Annotated in this window: 24 protein-coding genes; 7 read left to right on the top strand and 17 right to left on the bottom strand. The window is 38.0% G+C overall.

The features are described 5' to 3' along the window. Positions 1-47: 47 nt before the first annotated feature. From AB3I27_RS03575 to AB3I27_RS03535, 9 genes are all read right to left on the bottom strand, one after another. Positions 48-1,004, bottom strand: coding sequence for an ABC transporter permease (locus tag AB3I27_RS03575; RefSeq protein ID WP_002309847.1), 957 nt, complete (start codon positions 1,002-1,004; stop codon positions 48-50). Then, positions 1,004-2,137, bottom strand: coding sequence for an ABC transporter permease (locus tag AB3I27_RS03570; protein WP_002291115.1), 1,134 nt, complete (start codon positions 2,135-2,137; stop codon positions 1,004-1,006). Before AB3I27_RS03570 ends, AB3I27_RS03575 begins: the two co-directional genes overlap by 1 nt. Beyond that, the gene (locus AB3I27_RS03565) at positions 2,130-3,692 is read right to left on the bottom strand and encodes an ABC transporter ATP-binding protein (protein WP_002291113.1); all 1,563 of its coding nucleotides are present in this window, start codon (positions 3,690-3,692) and stop codon (positions 2,130-2,132) included. Before AB3I27_RS03565 ends, AB3I27_RS03570 begins: the two co-directional genes overlap by 8 nt. Before the next feature lie 211 nt (positions 3,693-3,903). Next, entirely contained in the window at positions 3,904-4,986 is a 1,083-nt protein-coding gene (locus tag AB3I27_RS03560) for a BMP family protein (protein ID WP_002291111.1), read from the bottom strand. 65 nt (positions 4,987-5,051) lie between these two features. Next, entirely contained in the window at positions 5,052-5,450 is a 399-nt protein-coding gene (locus tag AB3I27_RS03555) for a cytidine deaminase (protein ID WP_002309848.1), read from the bottom strand. A gap of 18 nt (positions 5,451-5,468) precedes the next feature. Then, positions 5,469-6,131 carry a deoxyribose-phosphate aldolase gene (deoC, locus tag AB3I27_RS03550; RefSeq protein ID WP_002291107.1) on the bottom strand — a complete coding sequence of 221 codons (663 nt, stop codon included), beginning with the start codon at positions 6,129-6,131 and terminating at the stop codon, positions 5,469-5,471. 45 nt (positions 6,132-6,176) lie between these two features. Further along, positions 6,177-7,478: a pyrimidine-nucleoside phosphorylase gene (locus AB3I27_RS03545; protein ID WP_002312334.1), complete on the bottom strand. Its 1,302-nt coding sequence runs from the start codon at positions 7,476-7,478 to the stop codon at positions 6,177-6,179. A 140-nt stretch (positions 7,479-7,618) separates the two neighbouring features. After that, positions 7,619-8,635, bottom strand: a complete 1,017-nt coding sequence (locus tag AB3I27_RS03540; RefSeq protein WP_002291103.1) for a LacI family DNA-binding transcriptional regulator — start codon at positions 8,633-8,635, stop codon at positions 7,619-7,621. A 308-nt stretch (positions 8,636-8,943) separates the two neighbouring features. Next, a complete protein-coding gene (locus AB3I27_RS03535) occupies positions 8,944-9,549 on the bottom strand; it encodes a class I SAM-dependent methyltransferase (RefSeq protein WP_002309852.1) in 606 nt (201 codons plus the stop codon). Positions 9,550-9,744: 195 nt separating this feature from the next. Here AB3I27_RS03535 and coaA point away from each other — a divergent pair, with 195 nt between their 5' ends. The 5 genes from coaA to AB3I27_RS03510 all read left to right on the top strand — a co-directional run bounded on the left by coaA (position 9,745) and on the right by AB3I27_RS03510 (position 16,039). Next, on the top strand, positions 9,745-10,668 hold the full coding sequence (gene coaA, locus AB3I27_RS03530; RefSeq protein WP_002288627.1) for a type I pantothenate kinase: 924 nt from the start codon (positions 9,745-9,747) through the stop codon (positions 10,666-10,668). Between the two features lie 58 nt (positions 10,669-10,726). After that, positions 10,727-12,292, top strand: coding sequence for a glutamine-hydrolyzing GMP synthase (gene guaA / locus AB3I27_RS03525; RefSeq protein ID WP_002298578.1), 1,566 nt, complete (start codon positions 10,727-10,729; stop codon positions 12,290-12,292). A gap of 514 nt (positions 12,293-12,806) precedes the next feature. Further along, the gene (locus AB3I27_RS03520) at positions 12,807-13,199 is read left to right on the top strand and encodes a bacteriocin (RefSeq protein WP_002309853.1); all 393 of its coding nucleotides are present in this window, start codon (positions 12,807-12,809) and stop codon (positions 13,197-13,199) included. Between the two features lie 61 nt (positions 13,200-13,260). Further along, a complete protein-coding gene (locus tag AB3I27_RS03515; RefSeq protein ID WP_235688704.1) occupies positions 13,261-15,021 on the top strand; it encodes an ABC transporter permease in 1,761 nt (586 codons plus the stop codon). Positions 15,022-15,376: 355 nt separating this feature from the next. After that, positions 15,377-16,039: an ATP-binding cassette domain-containing protein gene (locus tag AB3I27_RS03510; protein WP_222896950.1), complete on the top strand. Its 663-nt coding sequence runs from the start codon at positions 15,377-15,379 to the stop codon at positions 16,037-16,039. A gap of 338 nt (positions 16,040-16,377) precedes the next feature. Here the strand turns inward: AB3I27_RS03510 and AB3I27_RS03505 are convergent, their stop codons facing one another. The 3 genes from AB3I27_RS03505 to AB3I27_RS03495 form a co-directional block, all read right to left on the bottom strand. After that, positions 16,378-16,494, bottom strand: coding sequence for a putative metal homeostasis protein (locus AB3I27_RS03505; RefSeq protein ID WP_002288644.1), 117 nt, complete (start codon positions 16,492-16,494; stop codon positions 16,378-16,380). A 236-nt stretch (positions 16,495-16,730) separates the two neighbouring features. Continuing rightward, the gene (locus AB3I27_RS03500; protein WP_002335117.1) at positions 16,731-16,952 is read right to left on the bottom strand and encodes a helix-turn-helix domain-containing protein; all 222 of its coding nucleotides are present in this window, start codon (positions 16,950-16,952) and stop codon (positions 16,731-16,733) included. A 119-nt stretch (positions 16,953-17,071) separates the two neighbouring features. After that, positions 17,072-17,293, bottom strand: coding sequence for a helix-turn-helix domain-containing protein (locus AB3I27_RS03495; RefSeq protein ID WP_002309857.1), 222 nt, complete (start codon positions 17,291-17,293; stop codon positions 17,072-17,074). A gap of 408 nt (positions 17,294-17,701) precedes the next feature. Between AB3I27_RS03495 and AB3I27_RS03490 the strand changes: the two genes are divergently transcribed. Next, positions 17,702-18,601, top strand: a complete 900-nt coding sequence (locus AB3I27_RS03490) for a hypothetical protein (protein ID WP_002320656.1) — start codon at positions 17,702-17,704, stop codon at positions 18,599-18,601. A 73-nt stretch (positions 18,602-18,674) separates the two neighbouring features. After that, positions 18,675-19,151, top strand: coding sequence for an NUDIX domain-containing protein (locus AB3I27_RS03485; RefSeq protein ID WP_087063492.1), 477 nt, complete (start codon positions 18,675-18,677; stop codon positions 19,149-19,151). Positions 19,152-19,253: 102 nt separating this feature from the next. Here the strand turns inward: AB3I27_RS03485 and AB3I27_RS03480 are convergent, their stop codons facing one another. From AB3I27_RS03480 to oppC, 5 genes are all read right to left on the bottom strand, one after another. After that, positions 19,254-20,279 carry an FUSC family protein gene (locus AB3I27_RS03480; RefSeq protein WP_147606806.1) on the bottom strand — a complete coding sequence of 342 codons (1,026 nt, stop codon included), beginning with the start codon at positions 20,277-20,279 and terminating at the stop codon, positions 19,254-19,256. Between the two features lie 271 nt (positions 20,280-20,550). Further along, complete coding sequence (locus AB3I27_RS03475; RefSeq protein WP_002313932.1) at positions 20,551-20,982, bottom strand: HIT domain-containing protein; 432 nt, start codon at positions 20,980-20,982, stop codon at positions 20,551-20,553. A gap of 126 nt (positions 20,983-21,108) precedes the next feature. Then, a complete protein-coding gene (locus AB3I27_RS03470; protein ID WP_002316542.1) occupies positions 21,109-22,038 on the bottom strand; it encodes an ATP-binding cassette domain-containing protein in 930 nt (309 codons plus the stop codon). Continuing rightward, complete coding sequence (locus AB3I27_RS03465; protein WP_222896949.1) at positions 22,028-23,116, bottom strand: ABC transporter ATP-binding protein; 1,089 nt, start codon at positions 23,114-23,116, stop codon at positions 22,028-22,030. Before AB3I27_RS03465 ends, AB3I27_RS03470 begins: the two co-directional genes overlap by 11 nt. A gap of 10 nt (positions 23,117-23,126) precedes the next feature. Then, positions 23,127-24,038, bottom strand: a complete 912-nt coding sequence (oppC, locus tag AB3I27_RS03460) for an oligopeptide ABC transporter permease OppC (RefSeq protein ID WP_050396368.1) — start codon at positions 24,036-24,038, stop codon at positions 23,127-23,129. Positions 24,039-24,057 lie beyond the last annotated feature (19 nt).

The raw sequence follows: 24,057 nt of genomic DNA, 5'->3' as shown, positions 1-24,057 counted from the left end.
AGACGAAAAACACTTCCCGTAACCCACCCTTTTTATTCGCTAAAAGATTATTTTGATTTGATATAGTTCTTCCCGTTTGCTTTTGGTCCAGAAGCTTTCCCTAAGAAAACAACCAACACAATGATTGTCAGCAGATATGGAGCAATTTGCAGCAATACTGGTGGAATCGAAGAAATAACTGGTAATTGTGCACCGATGATACTCAAGCTTTGTGCAAAACCAAAGAACAGTGAGGCACCCATTGCGCCTAAAGGATTCCATTTACCAAAGATCATAGCAGCCATGGAGATGAACCCTTGTCCAACGATCGTACCAGCTGAAAAGTTACCGGAAATCGACTGAGCAAAAACAGCACCGCCCATACCGCCTAACAAGCCTGAAATCAGCACGCCTGAATAACGCATAGCATATACATTGATACCTAATGTATCGGCAGCTTGAGGGTTTTCACCAACTGAACGGAGGCGTAAGCCGAATTTCGTCTTAAAGATGATCACCCAAGCAATGACAGCAATCAAAATTGCACAATAAGCAGGCAAGAATGTATTTTTGAAGAAAATTGGTCCAATGACCGGAATATCTGCTAAACCTGGGAAAGAGAAATATCCCAGATTCTGCGTGATGTTATCTGTTTGACCTTTCCCATACCATGCTTTGATCAAGAAAACACCTAAAGCTGGTGCCATCAGATTGATCACTGTACCGCTGATAATATGGTCAGCACGCAAGCTGACTGTTGCTACTGCGTGGATCAAAGAAAATAGGATACCTACGACGCCACCCACTAAAATAGCGATCCATGGCGTCATGGAACCAAGTGAGGGGCTCATCGTCAAGTTGAAAACGATGGAACTAAAAGCACCCATGACCATGATTCCTTCTAACCCTACATTTACAATCCCGCTGCGTTCAGAAAACGTTCCGCCTAGTGATGTTAGAATTAACGGTGTTGAATAAACCAGTGTTGAAGTAAGAATCAAGGCAATTAATTCGATAGTCGACATTATAGTTCGCCTCCTTCATGGTTTTGATTCGTTGGCTTCGCTTCGATTGTCGCAACGATTTCTTCTTGTTTTTTTCCTTGGAAGAACTTAGCCATGACGAAACGAATCAAGAAATTGATCCCAACAAAGAAGATAATCAGAGCAATCGATACATTGACGATCTCAAACGGAACACCAGCTCCTGTCTGCATGCCAAGTCCGCCGATCTTCAAAATACTGAACAAAATCGCTGATAAAAGAATACCGATTGCTGATCCAGATCCAAGTAAGGAAACAGCCATCCCATCAAATCCAATAGATAGTGAAGTCGTTTGAACGAAGAAGTTTTGATACGTTCCTAATCCTTCAACCACACCGCCAAGCCCTGCCAAAGCGCCAGAAATGACCATCGACAAAACGATCGTACGTTTACTACTCATCCCTGCATACTCAGAAGCAAAAGGATTCAAACCAACGGAACGGATCTCAAATCCTAAAGTCGTTTTCTTCATCAATAGCCAAACAAAAATAAGCGCGATGATGGCTAAAAACAAACCTGAGTTTACGCGAGAGCCGCCAAAAGCTTGTGTTAACCAAGGTAACCGCAACGATGCATTTTGACTGATCATATTGGAAGAGTCCAAACTTGATCGGTAGCTTTCAGGCATCACTTCATGTAAAGCAAATGTGCTTACGTATAATAAGATATAGTTCATCATGATCGTTACGATCACTTCACTTGTTCCAAAAAATGCTCGTAGCAACCCAGGAACAGCCGCTGCCATCGCACCTGCTAAGGCACCTAGGATCACACACAATGGAAGCAAAACGACTTTTGGAAGATCTGGAAAAGCAAGTGCCACCCAGACACTGACGATCCATCCGCAAAGTGCTTGTCCAGAAAGCCCGATATTGAAGAACCCAGCTGAGTTAGCTACAGAAAACCCTAATGCTGTAAAAATCAACGGCGTTGCTTGCCTTAATGTTTCACCGATTCCTCTTTGCGAACCAAGAGCTGCATCTAACATAGAAGAATAACCTTGGATGGGCTGAAAACCAAAAGCAGCCATCAATATCGCGCCTAAGATTAATCCTAAAACAACTGAAAGTACAGGCACTAATAAATTACGGAATTTCTCGCTGCGATCATTCATGTGCGCCAGCCCCCTTTTCTAACTCTTTTCGTGCTTCTTCTAAGGTATAGCCCGCCATCAATAGACCTAATTCATTTTCAGATGTTTCTTTCGGATCAACGATCCCGACGATTTCTCCTTCATGGATAACAGCAATACGATCCGAAACATTTAAAATTTCTTCTAATTCGAAACTAATCAATAACACTGCTTTGTATTTGTCCCTTTGTTCGATCAGACGTTTATGAATAAATTCGATCGCACCTACATCCAGTCCACGAGTTGGATTTGCAACGATCAACAGATCAGGATCTCGGTCGACTTCCCGAGCGATGATTGCTTTTTGCTGATTTCCGCCTGATAAAGCTTTTGCAGGAACAAGTTCATTCGTTGTTCGAACATCATATTCTTCGATCAATTCTCTGGCATGTTCATTTATCACTGAATAATTCAGCATACCGTTTTTACTGTAAGGTTTTTGATGGTACGTTTGTAGGGCAATGTTTTCAGACAATGTCATATCTAGGACTAACCCATATTTATGACGGTCTTCTGGCACATGTCCTACACCATGTTCAGTGATCTTTCGAGGTTTTTTATTGGTGATGTCTTCCCCTTTTAGCTTGATATGTCCGCTTTCTGCCTTTCGCAAACCAGTTAAAGCTTGGATCAACTCCGACTGCCCGTTTCCATCGATTCCAGCGATACCAAGTACTTCGCCAGCACGAACTTCTAAGTTCAAGTTTTTCACGGCTTCTAATCCACGATTTTCTTTCACCACTAGATTTTCAATAGACAAAACGACTTCTTGAGGCTTCGCTTCTTTTTTCATCGTTTTGAATGAAACCGTTCTTCCGACCATCATATCAGCTAATTGCTGTGAGGTAACGTCTTTAACGTTGACTGTACCGATTCCTTTTCCACGGCGGATAACTGTACAACGGTCAGCTACTGCTTTGATTTCATCTAACTTATGCGTAATCAAAATGATTGACTTGCCTTCTTTGACTAATTCCTTCATGATCACGATTAATTCATCAATTTCCTGAGGGGTCAATACAGCTGTCGGCTCATCAAAAATCAGTACATCTGCTCCTCGGTAAAGTGTTTTTAAAATTTCTACCCGTTGTTCCATCCCAACTGAAATATCACGAACATAAGCATCTGGGTTGACTGATAATCCATATTGTTCAGAAACTTTTTGAATCTCTTTTCGCGCTTTTTTATGGTCAAGCATCCCTGCACGACTAGGTTCGCTTCCCAACACGATGTTTTCTGTTACAGTAAAGGCATCAACAAGCATAAAGTGCTGATGGACCATCCCAATCCCTAATTGATTGGCTTTTGTCGGGCTTGTGATTTGTACTTCTTTCCCACGCATCAAAATTTTTCCTGATGTCGGCTCTAATAATCCGGAAAGCACGTTCATCAATGTAGATTTGCCAGCACCGTTTTCTCCAAGCAACGCATGAATCTCTCCTGCCTTTACTTGTAAATTGATGTTGTCATTTGCCTTGAATGTTCCAAATTCTTTGGTAATATTCTGCATTTCTATGACAATATTTTCTTGAACCACCTTTTTTTCACATCCTAACGATTTCTATCTAGGGCAACGATTGACTAAGATTCACGCTTAGCGAGCGTTCTTCTTTTGAAACAAACATTACTTCAGGGAATTGTTCCCTTATCCAAACTGTCTCAAGGCAGCTTGGATAAATGAACAATTCTTGTTCTAATCAAACCATAGCCTTGTCAAACATGTGTCTAACAAGGCTATAGAAATGGTTTTAATTTTCTTCAGGAGTTTCTGGAACTTTTACGTCACCTGAAATGATTTTTTCTTTTGCTTCATCCACTGCTTTTTTCGCTTCGTCAGAAAGTTGTCCTTCTGTTAGACCAACACCGTCTTCTTTCAATCCATAAACAGTGTGTTCACCACCAGGGAATTTACCGTCAGCTGATTTTTGTGCCAAATCTTCTACTACTGTTCCTACTGCTTTCAGTGTAGATGTCAATGTGAAGTTTTTCTTTTCGCCGTTCAATGTGTATTCGCCTTCGTCTGATTGGTCGCGGTCAACACCGATAACCCAAACTTTTTTGTCGCCTGATTCGTTCAATGATTTTGCTTCTTGGAATACACCATTACCTGTACCACCTGAAGCATGGAAGATGATATCTGCATTTTGTGCATACATACCTTGAGCAATTGAACGTCCTTTATCTGGAGCAGAGAAGTCACCAGCATATTGGTTCAATACTTTGATTTCTTTTCCTAGTTCTTTCGCACCTGCATCAACACCGGCTTTGAATCCAGCATCAAAACGATCGATTACTTCACCTTTTACGCCGCCGATAAAGCCGACTACGTTCGTTTCAGTCGTGTAAGCTGCTGCAATCCCTGCAAGATAAGAAGCTTCGTTGTCTTTGAATGTAGCAGATACAACGTTATCTAATCCGTCAATCACATCATCGATGATAACGAAGTTCGTACCTGTATTGTTCGTTGCTTGTTCTTGGATCGCTGGTTTTAGTTTATAACCAATACCAAAAATCGTTTTGAATCCAGCATTCAATGCTTGGTCGATATTTGGGATATAATCTGATTCGTTTGAAGATTGGAAGTATTGGAAGCCATCATTGCCTCGTGAAAGACCTTGATCTTTCCCCCATTTTTGTAATCCTTCCCAAGCTGACTGGTTGAATGAACGGTCGTCTACACCACCTGTATCTGTGATCAATGCTGCAGTTGTTGTGTCTGATGAGCTTTTGCCACCGGATGAATCAGTAGAGCCGTTGTTGCCGCATGCACCTAAAAATAACCCTGCTGCTAGTGCGACAGCACCTAAACCAAATAATTTTGCTTTTTTCATTTCTGTAAAGCCTCCTAAAATAATTGTTTTATTTTTCAACAGTCAGCTGACTGAATGAACATGAGTTATAGATCTTTTTCAGTAAATGCATAAGGCAGTAGTTCTCGAACGGTCGTTGCCTTCGTCACACCATTGTCTCCCACTAGCGTAACCGGCATATCAGGAGCACAGAACTCTGCCATTACTTGCCGACATGCACCACATGGAGAAATAGGATCCGGGGTGTGCCCTGCTACGACTAAATGGGTAAACGATCTTTCTCCTTCTGATACGGCTTTGAAGAAAGCTGTGCGCTCGGCACAATTCGTTAATCCAAATGATGCATTCTCGATGTTGATACCTTGATAAATCTTGCCTGATTCTGTTACGAGACAAGCACCTACCGGAAAATGGGAATAAGGAACGTATGCTTTATCTAACGCTTCAATAGCTATGTTGATCCATTCTTGTTTGAGTTCTGCCATGAGTTTCTCCTTTGAAAATTAATAGCCTTCGCCAGTTGAACCAGATACGATTGCTACTCCTGCGCTTGTTCCGATTCTTGTAGCACCCGCTTCGATCATTGCCATTGCTTCTTCTTCGTTATGGATACCGCCAGAAGCTTTAACGCCCATTTCAGGTCCTACCGTTTCACGCATCAAGCGGACATCCTCTACCTTTGCACCACCCGTTGAGAAACCAGTTGATGTTTTGACAAAATCAGCGCCTGCAGCTTTTGCTAATTCGCATGCTCGGATGATTTCTTCTCTATCTAATAAAGATGTTTCGATGATCACTTTGACAAGTGCACGATCTTTTGCTGCTTCAACAACTGCTTCGATATCTTTTTGAACTTTTTGATCATCTTTTGATTTCAACGCACCGATATTGATGACCATATCGACTTCATCAGCACCGTTATTGATGGCATCTGTCGTTTCAAATGCTTTTGTCTCGGATGTGTTTGCTCCTAAAGGAAACCCGATCACTGTACATACGGCTACTGGTTCGCCTTGTAATTGTTCTTTTGCTAGCGCAACCCATGCTGGATTGATGCAGACAGAGTAAAAATGATATTTTTTCGCTTCTTCGATAATTTGCATCACAGCTTCTTTAGATGCGTCTGCTTTCAAAATAGTATGGTCGATCATTCGGTTTAGTTCCATTTCTTTTCCCCTTTTCTTTCAAACGGTAAATCCGCTTTTTTCCTTTTATTCTGTGATAATGTCATGAATCAATGTTGGCTTCATTGCTGATTCGCCAATTTCAATATTTTTATATAATAATTCAATAACCGAAGAGATTTCTTCATCATTACTATAGATTGTCAATAATGACTCGCCCTTTGTCACAGTGTCCCCGATTTTTTTATGCAGTTTCAATCCAACGGCGTGATCAATATCGTCTTCTTTGGTTTTACGCCCAGCACCTAGCATCATTGCAGCAATTCCTAATTCGTTTGCCACGATTTTTGACACGACTCCGCTTTGTTTAGCAGGAAGTTCCATTGTGTAACGTGCAGTCAAAATTCGTTCTGGTTGTTCCACGATGGTTGGGTCTCCCCCTTGATTTTGGATCATTTCTTTGAATTTTGCTAACGCTTTACCTGATTCCAGAGCTTCTTGAAGCAACGTTCTTGCTTCATCGATTGTTTTAGCTTTGCCAGCAAGGACAACCATTTGGCTTCCTAAGGCGTAGCACATTTCTACTAGATCTTCTGGACCATTTCCTTGTAATGTTTCGATTGCCTCGACAACTTCTAGACTATTTCCGATTGCTTCGCCAAGAGGTTCTGACATATCCGAGATTACCGCCACTGTTTCTCGGTTCGCTAGTTTGCCAATGCTTGTCATGGTCTTTGCCAGACGTCTTGCATCTTCGATATTCTTCATGAAAGCACCGTCTCCAGTGGTCACATCCAAAACGATTGCATCTGCTCCTGCCGCGATCTTTTTACTCATGATCGAACTGGCAATCAGCGGAAGAGAATCAACGGTCGCTGTGACGTCACGCAAAGCGTACAATTTTTTGTCCGCCGGTGCCAAGTTTCCTGATTGACCGATTACTGCTACTTTGCTTTCATTGACAATGCGTACGAATGCTTCATCCGAAAGCTCGATCTGAAATCCGGGAATTGCTTCTAGCTTATCTAATGTGCCACCTGTGTAACCTAGACCGCGTCCAGACATTTTAGCCACTGTCACTCCGACACTAGCTACTAGGGGGGCTAAAATCAATGTGGTCGTGTCACCAACGCCACCTGTCGAATGCTTATCTACCTTTATTCCTTCAAGAGAACTCAAATCGATGACATCACCAGAATTAGCAATCGCCAATGTTAAGTTCGTGATTTCTTCATTTGTCATGTCTTGATAAAAAATTGCCATCAATAATGCACTGACTTGATAATCTGGAATCTTTCCATTCGTATAGTTCGTGACGATGTACTCGATTTCCTCTTTCGACAGCTCGTTTCCATCCCTCTTTTTTTCAATCAGATCCACCATTCGCATTGCCTGATCCTCCTTGTCTTCATTCGGTATTATACATTATTTTTAGAAAAGGTAAACCACTTTAGTAAACTGGTTTACTAAAAATAAAAAAAGCACTAACTCGCCTTTGTAAATGCTTACATAAGCAATATACCGCCGAGTTAGCCCTTTGTCAATACTTTTACGCTCTCACGAATAATTAATTTTGTTTCGAACACTTTGTTCGGAACTTTTCTTTGAGGAAATTCGATCGTATCAATCAGGAAACGCGCAGCATAAAATCCAATATCAAAACTTGGTTGCTGCACTGTCGTCAATTGCGGAATCATGTATTCTGACAGCTTTAATCCATCGAATCCTATGACTGAAATATCTTCTGGGATTTTTTTGCCCAATTCATCTATCGCCTGATAACAGCCAATCGCCATGGCATCATTCCCGCAAAAAATAGCCGTAATATCTTTATGTTTGAGTAATTTTTTTGATGCAGTATATCCACCTTGGACAGTCAACTCTCCATGTTCAACAAATTTCCCATTAAAAGGCAGGCCATGATCTTTCAGCGCATGACGATATCCGTTGAAACGTTCTTCTAATTGATAGTATCCAGTGGTTTCCTTCAGCATGCCGATCTTCGTATGGCCACTTTCAATAAATAGTGAAACAGCTTGATAGGCTCCCTCATATTCCTTTACGATAAGCCGTCCGTTATCCCGACGATTCAATCCGCGATCGATTAAAATAATCGGCATTTTTTGATAAAATCCGCTGTCTAATGCGTATTTCTCAGGTAAAATATTTGGTGTTGCCAGCAAGATCCCGTCCACTGAGCGGTGGGAAAGCTCTTGTAAATACTTGATCTCATTTTCTTGGCTATGACGAGAATTGCATAACATGATCACATAGCCCAAAGGATTCAAATAGCTCTCTACACCTTCGATCAGTTTGGAGAAGAAGAAATCGGTGACATCAGGAACGATCATTCCGATGGTCTTTGAATGTCGATTGATCACATTTGAAGCGAAATAATCGGGTTTATAATGATGTTCATTCACGATCGACAACACTTTTTTTCTTGTCTTATCACTAAATCGGCTTCCTTTGTTATTCAAAATCTGTGAGACAGTTGTTACTGATACCCCTGCCATTTCTGCAATATCTCTGATGGTCAGCTTCACCCTAGTGGCTCCCTTCTATCTAAATTCCCTATCAGTGTACCAAAACCCCCAAGAAAAGAATAGAGAAAAAAAGAAAGTATGTTTTTTGATAAAAATCTCCTTTATCTACCAACTTGGCAGCCTTCTATACAAGTTCTGTATCTTATTTATTTTATCGCAAAAAACAACGACTCTGTTCCTACTATTTATTTTTGAAGAAAAAATAGTTCTTTGTTTTTTAAAAACTTCTCAGCAAAAAAAGAACTGATACGTACCCTTACATGCACGCCCAGTTCCACTTTTTCGTCGCTCTATTATTTTTCAGCTAGTTATTCTTTCACACTTTTGATGATATAATATCCTTTATCTTTTGTAACGATTTCTGCATTGCCAAATGTTTCTTCCATCTTCTTTTGCGCACTCGGCGCTCCTTGTTTCTTCTGGATCACAATTGTCAGTGTACCGCCCTGCTTCAATCGAGGATATGCGCCTGTCAAGATTTCATGTACGACTTTTTTTCCAGCACGGATTGGCGGATTGCTGACGATAGCTGCATAGGTTTCTTCATGAAGTACTTCATAGATATTTGATTGGTGGATGTCCACTTGTTCGATTTGGTTACGCTTTGCGTTTCCTTGCGCTAGACTCACTGCTCGCTCATTAATGTCGACCATTTCAACAAACCGTTGTGTCGCAAATGCCAAAGCTAGCCCAATCGGTCCATACCCGCATCCCACATCTAAGATCTTTCCTTCGTCAGGCAACTCTTCCCAATCAAAAGCATCAATCAGGACACGTGAACCATAATCCACTGTTTCACGTGAAAATACACCAGAATCAGTTACAAATTGAAAGGTTCTGCCTTTTAACTCAAAAGCCCATTGTTCAAAATCGTGCGCCGTATCTGGGCGTTCAGAATAGTAATGATTTGTCATGTCTTCCATCCTTCTCATTTCTTTCATGTCAACAGTCTATCCTTTTATGTATCCGTGCGCAAGTCAAGAATAAAACTCCTTTTCTTTCTATTATAAAGATTGTACAAAAAGATTGGCAATCTCTCTTAAGTGGTGGGGTTTGTGTTTATTTTGTGTTAAAATAGTTCCATTGATGGGAGAACGCAGGAGGCTAATATGAATGATCCAATGAACTACTACCGTGTGGCAAGAGAAGAATGGCGAGAATTTTATCGTAATGGGCAAGCACCTTTGACACAAGATGAACTAGATAATATCAAAAGTTTGAATGACCGCATTTCCATGCAGGATGTTCGAGATATCTACGTACCTCTTGCTCATCTGATATATCTATATATGAAAGAATTCGAATCTTTGTTCTTGAGTAAAGGTTTATTTCTTCATAAATACGTAGAAGTACCGCCTTTTATTATCGGGATCGCCGGAAGCGTAGCCGTTGGAAAAAGTACCACAGCCAGACTGCTGCAGACGATTTTGTCTCGTACCTTCAAACGAAGAAATGTTCAGCTGATCACGACTGATGGATTTCTTTATCCAAATCGTATATTAAAAGAGCGTGGAATTATGGATCGCAAAGGATTTCCTGAAAGTTATGATATGGAGATGCTGATCGACTTCTTGAATCGTGTAAAATCTGGTCAGGAAGAGATAAAAGTACCTGTTTACTCACATGATGTGTATGATATCATTCCAGATAAGTACGAGCTGATCCAGCAACCTGATATCTTGATCGTTGAGGGGATCAATACGCTTCAATTACCTGCGAATCAGCAAATCTACGTCAGCGACTTTTTTGATTTTTCTGTCTATGTCGATGCCGATCCCGTGCTGATCGAAAAATGGTATTTGGATCGTTTTGGCGCGTTACTGGATACGGCTTTCCAAAATCCAGAGAATTATTATTATCGTTTTGCTATCGGAGATCGTGAAGAAGCCTTTAAAATGGCAAAAGATGTATGGAAAAATGTGAATTTGAAAAATTTACAGGAATATATCTTGCCTACACGAGGAAGAGCCGATATAATTCTCCATAAAACTGAAAATCATATCATCGATTCGATTTTCATGCGAAAATATTAGCATTTTAAAATAGTTTGACTATTTTGAGATAAAATTTAAAGGGATAGGGGTAATAAATTTGACAAACGTTGCCGATATGACGAACGTTGAAAAGATTATCGTATTAGACTACGGTAGTCAGTATAACCAATTGATCACAAGACGTATTCGTGATCTTGGAGTCTTTTCCGAATTATTGAGCCACCGCATTACTGCAGAAGAAGTAAAAGCGATGAATCCAAAGGGAATCATTCTTTCTGGCGGACCAAACAGTGTATATGATGAGAATGCATTTGGGATCGATCCTGAGATCTTCAATTTAGGTATTCCTGTATTAGGGATTTGCTATGGTATGCAATTGATCACATACAAACTTGGCGGTTCCGTAGAGCCTGCTAAAAACCGCGAATATGGGAAAGCCTTGTTAGAAGTAACAAGCGATCAAGCTGTCTTGTTTAAAGAAACACCAAAACAACAAACAGTATGGATGAGCCATGGCGACTTGGTAACCAAAGTTCCTGAAGGCTTTGAAACAGTCGGAACAAGCAAAGATTGTCCGATTGCTTCTATCCAAGACACCACACGTAATTTTTACGGTATCCAATTCCATGCAGAAGTACGTCATTCCGAATACGGAATCGAATTGCTGCGCCACTTTGCCTTTGATGTTTGTCACTGTGAAGGTAACTGGACAATGGATAACTTTATCGATATGCAAGTAGAAAAAATCCGTGAACAAGTTGGTGACAAAAAAGTCTTGCTTGGTCTTTCAGGCGGCGTTGATTCTAGTGTCGTTGGGGTTCTTTTACAAAAAGCGATTGGTGACCAATTGACATCTATCTTCGTTGACCATGGTCTGCTACGCAAAGGCGAAGCGGAACAAGTAATGGAAAGTCTAGGCGGAAAATTCGGCTTGAACATCATCAAAGTCGATGCAAGAGATCGCTTCTTAGACAAGTTGAAAGGTGTATCTGACCCAGAACAAAAACGTAAAATCATTGGGAATGAATTCGTATATGTTTTTGATGACGAAGCAACAAAACTTGCTGGTGAAGAAGGCGTCTCTTTCTTAGCACAAGGAACGTTGTATACTGACGTTATCGAATCTGGTACAGAAACAGCACAAACGATCAAATCTCACCATAATGTAGGTGGACTGCCAGAAGATATGCAATTTGAATTGATCGAACCATTAAACACACTATTCAAAGACGAAGTCCGTGAATTAGGTACTCAATTAGGCATGCCTGATTCAATCGTTTGGCGTCAGCCATTCCCTGGCCCTGGTCTTGGTATTCGTGTTCTTGGCGAAATCACTGAAGACAAGCTAGAAATCGTACGCGAATCTGATGCTATCTTGCGTGAAGAAATCGCAGCTGCTGGACTTGACCGTGATATCTGGCAATATTTCACTGTTCTTCCAGGAATCCGCTCTGTCGGTGTTATGGGTGACGGACGTACTTACGACTACACAGTCGGTATCCGTGCGGTGACTTCAATCGACGGAATGACAGCTGACTTTGCCCGTATCCCATGGGAAGTCTTGCAAAAAATCTCTGTACGTATCGTAAACGAAGTAGCCCATGTCAACCGTATCGTGTATGACATCACTTCTAAACCACCAGCAACAGTGGAGTGGGAATAATCAAAAATAGCCAACAAATTTTGATATGTCAATGTTTGTTGGCTGTTTGTTTTTTCATTATCACACTTTTATCACAGTTACAAAGTTTTTAAAAGATTTCATCAATTACTTTATACGTAATTTTAATTGATTTACTTTTGACAAAACATGAAAATTCCTTCAATAGTACTTCATAAGCGTTTTTTATATGTCCGCTCCTTTAGTCTTCTTTGTTCCTTACCAAATATTTCTTGCTAATTATTTAACAGTTCTGGACATGATTCAATATGTGTTCTCAAATAATAAAAAATGAAACTTTTATAGTTAATACTAAATAACAATAATAATTTTAAATAAGGTAAACCATAATAAAAATATATTCGATAACTCTAGTATTACCTTAATCAATACAAACATTTTCCGATAGAAAAAATATTCTGAGCTAATTGCTTGACATTTTATTTTCAACTATTGACAACCATCGTTGTAAGCGCTATCTTTAATTGAGATAGCTTTATACTAAAAGGAGATATAAATGAAAAAAATAATTATTAGTACTTTGTTAATTTCCGGAACAGCCATTGGAATAGTAGTACCTATTGCTAATGCTACACAGGACTCTTTATACTCTGGTGGGCAAGAAAATGTAGATGCATATACTACTGTAATTGAAACAAAAGATAATAAAAACGATAGTTCATCAAGATATGCTTCAAGTGCCGTTGGTGGTGGCTGGTGGCGTAGAGGCCAGAATGGCAACCGTAATATTTCTGAATACCAACACTATACAAAAGAGGGCCATGCCTCATGCGAGAACGGAAACGGAACGTTTAATAGTGGTGGTTGGAAAGCGCCATATCAATGGAGTAACGCAAGTGTTGGCTGGACTCTTTTTGGTGGAAATAAAGCATATTATAACTTTCGTTAATTAAAACACAAAAAATCACAGTATGAAGCTATCTGTTTAAGTAATTATTAAAGGAGATATTATGAAAAAATATGTTTACATAGGAATAATTGCCCAATTAATATTAACTGTTTTTATTTTCCTTTCAGTTATTGACCAATTAGAGTTAAATAAATTACTTTATAAAGATAAAGAAAAGATTACTATTCTAGTCGAATCTAATTCAATGTTAAGAGAACCTCAGCAACAAGCTGATTTTATTATTGAAACAGCAAACAACAATCAAATTGAAATCTTTAAATATATATTTTCTAGTGACTCCGATTTAAAAATATATACAAATCAAACAATGAAGAATGAATTTACTACTCTAGGGAATCCAAATGAAAGCAGTACAGATACTTTAAAATCTAGAAAAGATTTCGTTTGGACAAATTCAAAAATTGACCTAGAGCTAAAAAAGTTCGCCGACATTCCTGAAACAGGGATTTCAGGCGTCTATTATATTCAGGGAAACACTCAAAAACAGATCCACGCGTTTCTCAGAGATATCAATAAACTAGGAACTATACAAACCGATAACAATGATAGTTACAACCTAAATGTCCGCAAAGAGTTTTTCGACAAATATTTATTGATTTTAGTATGGTTTCTATTATTGGTAGTTAATTTAGCAATATTGATCCAACTTCTTATTAAACAAACTAAAAAAATCACTCTATTTAAACTATTTGGCTGGAGTATCCAAGATACTTTAAGTTCTTTTACAATTCCTATCATACGTGTACTTTTATTGAGTTTATCTATCGTCAGCCTTATTATTGTCCCATACTTTTTTATCCGTTATAAAGGAATGCCATTTATAATTTCCTTTTTCTCTTTGTCATTATTGACCACTCTTTTACTCATTACGCTGTATTCTATCTGTATTTATCTATCTATTAAACTCATTTATCGCTCGAATCATCCCAATAATTTAAAAGGCAACAATTACAGCAGCTTTGGGATAGCCTTTAATCTATTCTGTAAATTAGCAGTTGCAACAACCATTATTATTTTAGGTACTTCATTATTAAAAGATCAACAGGTATTGGTTCAGCACCAAAATCAAAATGTCTATTGGGAGAAAACAAAGAATATCTATGCCACACAATTAAGATTTATCACGAATGATCCAGATGAATATCGTCCTTACGAGAAAAATTTGAAAAATTTTTTTAACGAGGCAACAAATAAAAAAGGATTATTCCTAATAAACTCATCCAATTATGAAAAACTATCAAATGGAAAACCGCTCTATGAAATGAATACTCATAGTGATATTGAACAATTGACTTCTCCTGTTGGAAAATCGATCATTATCAATAAAAACTATTTCGCGCACAACCCGATCATAGATACTCAAGGAAAATCTCCTATAGATAAAATAATCTATTCACCTAACCATTTGAATCTATTAGTGCCTGACTTCTTGAATAAATTTGAAAAAGAAATTGAATCGCAATATCTGGAATATTTTTCTTTTTTGAGGCGAGCTACGAGCGCGTCTTCAGAACCGATAAATGCAAAAATAAACATCATATATGTGAAAAGTCATCAAAAATATTTTACGTATAATCCTCACATTGATAAAAAAGACTTTACTATAGTTGATCCAATCTCTATAGTAGATACAGGAAATCTAGATGCTAGTTTTTATGCAGCCTGGTTGACGACATCTTCTTTTGTTCAAACAGAAAAAAGGATGGATTTAATTATTTATTACCGACCATTATCAAAACAAATACTTTACCAAGCATCCAGAATACTATTTCAATTTACAATTTCCGAGCTGAAGAATTGAATACAAAGAAAACATTGATTTACACTATAAGAATTCTATTGATTTGTTTAACTGTAATCCAAATTTTTAATGTTTTTTCATCCTACCAATTAATCGTAGAAAAATATAGATATAGCTTGCATATTAAGAGACTTTTTGGATACTCTTTTATAAAACTCTTTACTCCAATAGTCATGCCAATTATCTTATTAGATATCATTCTTGTATCAGTATTATTCATCCTTTATAGAAACCAATATATTATTTTTATAATTACTTGCTGGAGCATTTTAGAATTACTTATCACTTTATTAACCATGTATTACTTAAGCACTTCTATTAACAAGCCAAGCATAGAAAAAAAAGGAGTTTAGAGATGATAGAGATAAAAAACGTTGGTATTTCATATGGAAAAAATAAAATTTTTGAACAATTCTCCTTAACGATTAAAGATGGTGACTTTTTATGTATTTATGGAAAAAGCGGGAGTGGCAAAACAACTTTATTAAACTTGTTAGGCTTGCTGGAAAAACCTGATAGTGGAAAAATCATATTTGAAGGTATAGAAAATCCTAGTGCTAAAGAAGTTCATTTACTACAAAAAGATAAGATTGGCTATATCTTTCAAAATTTCGGTTTAATAAACGATGAAAGTGTCGAAAGTAATCTACTTATAGCATTAAAAAACCAAAAAATGAATAAAAAAGTGAAAAAAGAAATGATGTTACACAGTTTATTCGAAGTAGGTCTATCCAATGTTTTAGAGAAAAAGATTTATGAATTAAGCGGCGGAGAACAGCAGCGTATTGCGTTAGCTAGATTAATTTTAAAAAAACCTTCTTATATTTTTGCAGATGAACCTACAGGTAATCTTGATGAAAAAAATGCTGAATTAGTCTTTCGCATCATAAAAAAATTGAATGTCGAACATCATGCTACCGTTGTTTTTGTGACTCATGACAAAAAGTTTATAAACTTTACTAAAAATACGTTAGATTTAACTGTCCTAGATAAGCAAGAAAAAATTTTAACACATTAATACGTAGAAATAAGTAAATAAAATGATAATACTCTATAAAATCCATCGTATTCTAAACATATTATAATATGTTGCAAACCTTTAGATTAGCGAAATAATTCTATACGCTATCTTTTTATTTTCGAGTGGGAATAAACAAAAATAATTGAAAATAGAACTGTGACAAAAATCGTGTCGCAGTTCCTTTTTTCGAATAACCGGTGTTCCAGAAGTAGCTTCTTCGGAAATAAGCCGAAATTACACAAAAATGTGAGAAGTAAATTTCGTCAATTCCTTCTTATTTCTTGAAGCTGACCACTTCTGTCACAACCTCATTTTTTTATTAAGTTTCCTTCTTCTTACCTTTTTCCACTATTTCGTTTCACATCTTTGATGATTTTCAACGCACGTTTTCGTGTTTTGATATTTGGGCTTTTCAAACGGCGATACGCACTTGAGATATCTGTTTTTTCCATATAGACGACCCACTTTCTTCTTTGATTGTAGTCATGTTAAAGAATGCAAATCGAAATAATTACGATTTGTATTCTGAATGGTATCAAATGTCAAAAAGAAAGTCAACCTGCTAAAACGTGGCTATGGCAAAAGTCGTGTCACAATCACTTTTTCCGAATGAATAGTGTTCCAAAAGGTGCTTCTTCGGAAATAAGTTTTATTATTACATATGATCTACCAATTATTCTTCCCACATTCACATCTTACCGTTTCCGATTGTCTTAAACAATTCAGCTACTTCTTTTTGCGAACAGTCGTAAAAACGAAAAATTTTTTGTAACATCTCGTAACTGGGACGCGATAGACCTGTTTCCCATTTGGAAAGTGTTTGTCTTGTGATACCTAATTGTCGTGCAACGAAATCTTGTGTATAACTTCGGTCTTTTCTTTTTTTTGTCAGCCATCGAGCAAATACCATCCAAGCATCCTCCTCGTTGTTAAACCGCATCCATTTCCCTCAATATCAACTATATTAGAAACATTTGTAATTGAAAAGAGTCTATAACGATTGGGATCTTAAAAAAGAAATGGTGTATCCTAGTTCTTTGTTTCTCTTTCTCTTGTAAACAGTTCTGAAATCTCTTTAGCTGAGCATCCATACAAACAAATCAATTTATAGAGCATCTCATAACTTGGATATGACCGGCCATTTTCCCAATTGGACAAACCTTGTCTTGTAATATGTAACTGAAGTGACACCCATTTTTGAGTATACCCTTTTTCCCTTCTCTTCTCACGCAACCACTGATGGATCTCCATCCCTCGCTCCTTTCATTTAAGTATTCTCTCCCATATTAACTATAACGGAAAATTTAGGAATTGAATATATGGCGCAATGATTTGTGTCTTACATTTGATTGCTAGTTAGAATACACTGTAATTGTTGAAATATAAAAAAATAAAAGGAGTGTTAGAGAATGAAAAAATCGGTAATAGGTGGAATAATATGGGAATGTTTTTTAGAATATGACCGTTAACAAGGAGATGTCATGAAATATAAATACCTATTTCTTAGCTTGGGGTTCCTTTTATTGTTAGGGATATCGGGATGTACTGGTGTAGGAAAAGAAACTGACAGGTGATTATGATTATTATCTCTATTTTTCGAATACAATGGACAAGTTTGTAACATCTGGCAGATTCGTTGGTATCGGAAAGAAGGATCAAGTGATTTTAAAAACAGAAGGACTGGAACTAGGCACTTTCGTACAACATGATCAAAAAGTCTTTTTATCTGATCGAACGCATGACTTCGTTTATACACCTCATTCAGGAAAAATCGAAAAGGAAAAGCGCCAAACAAAAGAACATACAGGAATAGACAGCGTCATATTGGACGGGAAGCTGGTTACTTTGTTCAATCATGGCTATCCAGATACCAATGACATCCTTTATCAAAACAATCTTTATTTTAATAATGACTATACGATTATCAACGGGCATATTTTTTCGACTGGAAACGATGAGCAGTCTCTCTATATTTTACGTGACGAAGAAATAGGAAAATTATTTGTTGATAGACTCTATCTTTCTGAAGATACGCTTATCAGTGAGAACCTTGGTTCGTTCCCCAATATAGAAGGGAGTGAATATCTGATAGGTTATCGGCTAAATGTTCATGAAAACCACTTATACGGAGTGGCTTTTGATTTTGCTAATAATCGGCGAGCTGGATTATTTAGCTATTCGCTGAAAGATTCATCGTATACATTTAAAGAAACAGACCGAGAAATAATACTGGAAGATATAGGATTCAGTTTTTCAAAAGGAAGTTTTATTTATAAAGATCAGCTTGTTTACTTTTCAAGTAACGGCACGATCTACTTTATTGATCTTGAGACTGCAGAAACTACTAAAAAACTCCCGACAAACATGGATCTTAGTGGGGTATTTATTGTCTCCGTGATTGATGATGAACACGTAGCGATTGCTACCCATGATCATGATAATAATCTAATCATTTGGGAACTCGACCTAATTAGCTTGTCTCTTACGGAAAAGCGACGTGTAGAACCTTCACTATGGAGAAAGCAAGAATATCTGTACGACTTTCAAGTAAAACGTTGATTATCTCAAAAAAGTTTATCCATCCGCCAACATAAATAAAAATTTTTTGCGAAAAAGATTGGTGGGCGTTGGAATGGAAACAAATGATTTGCGTATGGTAGAAGAGAATTTTCAATTTGATATACGGGCATCTGGAATTTTATGGAATGAGGAAACAGATGATATTCTTTTGAGCAGGGAAAACGATAAACAGGTCATCCAAGTGTTGCTTGGCGGAGCGGTCAAACGTTTGGAGACAAGTCGACAAGCCGTTGTTCGCGAAATGCTGGAGGAAACTGGTTATGAAACAGAAATCGTCCGTTTGCTTGCCCTTATTGAAACTACCTTTTCAATTGAAGGAAACACAGATAAAGCCTATCAGCAAATCAATTTCGTCTATCTTTTGAAACATGTAGCTCACTCGGATAGACATAAAATCGTTGCATCAGAAGAAAAAGTGCGACCAGTTTGGAAACACAGAAAAGAGGTAAAAAACGTGAAACCAACTATGTTAAACGAAATCATTGCGGAATTCCCCTCTTCTGTCCGCTTTGAGGTATCATTCGATTAGATGAGGTTGTGAAAAAGCCGCTCAGTTTTGAGTATTAAGAAAAAGGTTGTGAAAATGACTTTTTCACAACCTTTTTTAGCACATATACTTCTATTTGTCCTTCTATTCTAATTTCTTTCGAACGACATTTAAATAATGTTGCAGTCCGACATTCATTACCCACGCAACACCTAAACCGATGAAACTTCCTATGATGATTCCTAAAAAACGATATTCGATCAAAGACATCAGATAGGCCCCGCGAATAAGTGTAGATAGCATCAACGCCATGGGATTAAGAAAAATATTAGCAACCGCGTAATTTCTAGCAACTAGAAATTGTGCGATTCCATAAAGAAACGTAATCAGAAAAATCGTCTGCAGTTGCGTGAACGGCACAAATGACAAGACTGCTGACACACATAACCCACCCATCGATCCAATCAGATATTGGACTTGTCGATGCTTCATCGCATCCAAATTTTCCGCCAGCAAAATCGATGCACATGACAAGGTCAACCAATAAGGATTATGCAGATTCAAGCCATGACTGACATAAACGGACAGAAACAAGGCGGCACTGTAGAAAACAGAATCAATGATCACCAAAGGCTCTTCATAAAACCTTTCTTTTAGAGTCGCTTTTTCAATTGTCTGCTCAGGCCGTGAATCCAGTAATTTTGTAATCACTGCCGCAATCAGGGCAAAAACGACACCCATAAAAAAATAAAGCGAGACGATCGGTAATTGAGCGATTGGCAGCTGCATGCTCGTTCCCATGGCAGAAAGCATCGCAAAAAACAAGCCACCTGGTTTAGAGATATGGAATAATCGCAACACAAATCTGCTGGAAAAAGCAACCAAAGCTACAGCAAATGGTTCAAGCCATAAAACATAAGTTGACAAAATCCCTAGAACGAAAGCAAACAAAAGACCACAACCAATCAAAAACATACGTTTCAACAAAGATTTCATCGGTATGTTTTGATAATAGAAAAAAGTAAAGATCCCTAAGGATGAAAAACTTGAAATCAAAAAGTCATGATTTATGTAACCTAACCACAATACGATAAAGATAAGTAGCATCAGGTTCATGATACGAAAAGGATTATCTTGTATTTTATTGAAACGAAAATAAGTCTTGAACAATCTATCCCTCCTTCCTAGTGATTTGAAAAGAAGCTGAATCAAAATGCAATGCCAATCCCGTTTGTCAGCATTACCTAGTATAACAATTGTTTCTTGATTTTTCATAAAATTAGTATCAAGAAGAAAAAGGCTTGGAAAAGTCAGAACAAAGAACAAACATTCCGAGTCGTTTTAACAAAAAAAGATAGCAAGTTTTCTAAGCAACTCGCTACCTTATCTTTTTTTATTAAAAACCGAATGAATCGTATCTAAGAGCGTACATTCTTCTCTTTTATGCACTGGATTTTTCTCCTGTCCTTTGTCTCATATCAAGAAGCTGGTGCATAGTCTCTAAATCATTCATCGCGCCGGTAAATAAGGGCCAAGCATCCACCCCATCTTGTTTTTTTCTAGGAATAATATGGAAATGAAGGTGAGAGACATGTTCTTCTACTGTCTCATCTTCTGCTTTGATCAAATTGACGCCATCAAAACCGCAATTTTCGACACAATGAAGAGAAACCGCTCGAATGACGTTCATCAATTCGATAAATAGTTCTTGCTCGCAATCAATTAAATTGACCCAATGTTTTTTGACTAGAGCGATCATATGACCATCGACATCTCTTGCGTTATCTAAAAATACAAGAATATTTTCACTCTCAACTATTTTTCTTCGGTGCAATCTTCCATTCACTATTTTACAAAATAAACAATCCTCCAATTCATCCACCCCTTTGTGGACTAAGAAGGGGTAAGACTCCTCTGTCTTCCCCTTGCTTTTACCAAAATATCGATTAACTATTATGTTTGATCACCTGATTTTCGGTGCTCAGTCAAACTGCAGATCTCACAATTTTCGATACGCTTCTAATTCCTTTTGATTCCCGTATACAAAATGTCCGGGGCGTACTTCCTCGAAAACCGGACCGTGTTTTGTATAATCGTGTATGCTAGGATCATACACATGTAATTTTCTTTTCCTTGCTAAAATAGGATCTGGTATAGGCACAGCTGAAAGCAATGCCTTTGTATATGGATGAATCGGATGGTTGAATAACTCTTCTGTTTCAGCTAGTTCTAAAATATGTCCTTGTCTGATCACAGCGATTCTATCTGAAATAAAACGTACGACTGATAGATCATGAGCGACAAAAAGATATGTCACTTCTCGTTTTTTTTGTGCATCTTTCAGTAAGTTCAACACTTGCGCACGGATCGAAACATCTAAAGCAGAGATTGGTTCGTCTGCTACGACTAATTCAGGTTCCATCACTAATGCACGAGCGATTCCGATCCGTTGTCTTTGACCGCCGGAAAATTCGTGAGGATAGCGGTACATATGCTCTGGAAGTAGTCCGACTTCTTTGATGATTTTTGCCACCTTTTCCAAACGTTCTTCTTCCGAGTGGAACAGGTTAAAATTATAGAGGCCTTCTGAGATAATATATTCTACTGTTGCCCGTTCGTTCAACGATGCGGATGGGTCTTGGAATATCATTTGGATCTTACGGATTTTTTCTGCTTGTTCTTTTTTCGACAAGGGACCATTGATCTTTTTCCCTTCAAAGAGAATATCCCCTTTGCTTGTCGGATTTAACCCAATGATTGCTCTGCCAATCGTCGTTTTGCCTGAACCAGATTCTCCTACGAGAGAGAATGTTTCTCCTTTATAAATATCAAAGTTGGCGTCTTGGACAGCTACGAACTTGCTTTTTCCTTCTCCAAAAGTGATTTCTAAATCTTTTACAGTTAACAAAGTTTTTTTATCAGCTGACAACTTGCTTCCCCCCGTCTTGTTCTTCACTATCCAATTCTGCAGCCAAAGCAATCATTTTTTCATGAAGATTTTCGATTTGTTTTGGTTTAAGTACTTTCGGTGCACGAGGATCCAACAGCCAAGTCTTCGCAAAATGGGTTTCGGATACTTGGAACATAGGCGGTTCACTAGTAAAATCGACCTTCATCGCATAGGCGCTGCGAGGCGCAAAAGCATCTCCTTGGATATCTTTATATAAAGAAGGTGGTGTTCCTGGTACAGAGTAAAGCACATCTCCTTTTTGTGCTAATTGTGGTAAAGAAGAAAGCAAGCTCCATGTATAGGGATGTTTTGGATCATAAAAAATTTCTTCAACTGTTCCGCTTTCGATGATCTGTCCAGCATACATAACAGCTACTTTGTCTGCTATAGCCGCGACAACGCCCAAATCATGGGTGATAAAAATCGTTGTGAATTGATATTCTTCCTGAAGCTCTTTGATTAGTTCCAAGATTTGTGCCTGGATCGTTACATCCAAAGCGGTTGTCGGTTCATCACAAATCAAGATTTTAGGTCGGCAAGCCAATGCAATAGCAATGACGATCCGTTGTCTCATCCCACCAGAGTATTGGAAAGGATATTCATCATATCTTTTTGCCGCATTAGGAATTCCTGTTTTTTCCATCAATTCGACAGCTAAGCGTTTCGCTTCTTTCGCTGATTTCTTCTGGTGTTTGATGATGACTTCTGAGATTTGTGAGCCAATTTTTTTGATAGGATTCAGTGAAGTCATAGGATCTTGGAAGATCGTCGCGATTTCTTTTCCCCGAATATCTTCCCATTCTTCATCCTTTTTCAATTCGCTTAATATCTTGTCTTTATAGCGGATCGTTCCTGAAGTGATATTGCCGTTTTGTTCCAGCATCCCGGTGAATGTTTTTGTCAGAACTGATTTTCCTGATCCTGATTCACCAACGATGGCTAATGTTTCTTTTTCTTTTAGCTCTAATGAGACATTTCTGATCGCTTTTAATTCACGGTGACGAACATGGAAGCTGACCGAGATGTTTTCTACTGATAAAATTGTTTGATTCTCCATTGTTTGCCTCCTAAATATGTGTTCTTGGATCTGCCGCATCTGCAAGAGTTTGTCCTACGATGTATAAAGAAACAGAAACTAACGCCAGTACAGTCACAGGAATCCAAAAAAGATAAGGGTAATTGCTCATGTTATTCGTATATTTTGCGATCAATCGTCCGAGGGAAGGAACATCACTGCTTAACCCAACGCCTAAGAATGAAAGAAATGTTTCATATGAAATAAACGAAGGTAGCGCTCTAGATATATCTGTCACGATGATAGAAATCAGATAAGGCAGGATATTACGAAAAATCATCCGCAAGGTCGGTGTTCCTAGTGTTTTTGAGGCTAGATTATACTCGCGGTCGCGGATGATCATGACTTGTACCCGAATAAAGTAAGCTACGCTCAGCCAGCTCGTCACACACATCGCAAAAATCAAATTCCAAAATCCGGAACCAAACGTATAAGAGAGAACGATAACGATCAGTAAAGTTGGCACATTCGAGATGATGTTGTAAATTTCCAACATGAAACGGTCAATTGCTTTAGATGTTCCCCAAATCGCCCCTACTACTACACCAATAACTGTAGTGATCAATGTAGCAATGACACTGATGGAAATTGATGTTTTTGCCCCTGCCCAAACTGCATCGAATAAGGACATGCCGTTAGCATCTGTACCAAACCAAAATTTTGCACTTGGTGGATTATAGCGTTTCGTAAAGTCATTGATATCTTTTACATCCATAAATTTATATCCGCTGAATAATGGCTGGATAAAGCTCATCAATAAGACAGCCAGCATCAGTATCAGCATAAAAATCGCAACTTTATTTGAAAAGAATTTACGCATGACCGAACGCCAATACGAATACTTCGGCGTATCAATCTTTTCTGAAGCTAACGAATTCGTTTCTACAAAAATGAATTCATTCATTTGTTCTGTTTTCACATTT

Source organism: Enterococcus sp. C46, assembly GCF_040887565.1.
In the GTDB taxonomy this organism is placed as follows: Bacteria; Bacillota; Bacilli; order Lactobacillales; family Enterococcaceae; genus Enterococcus_B; species Enterococcus_B lactis.
The sequence above is the reverse complement of the archived record's forward strand: the minus strand, read 5'-3'. Positions and strand labels throughout refer to the sequence as shown.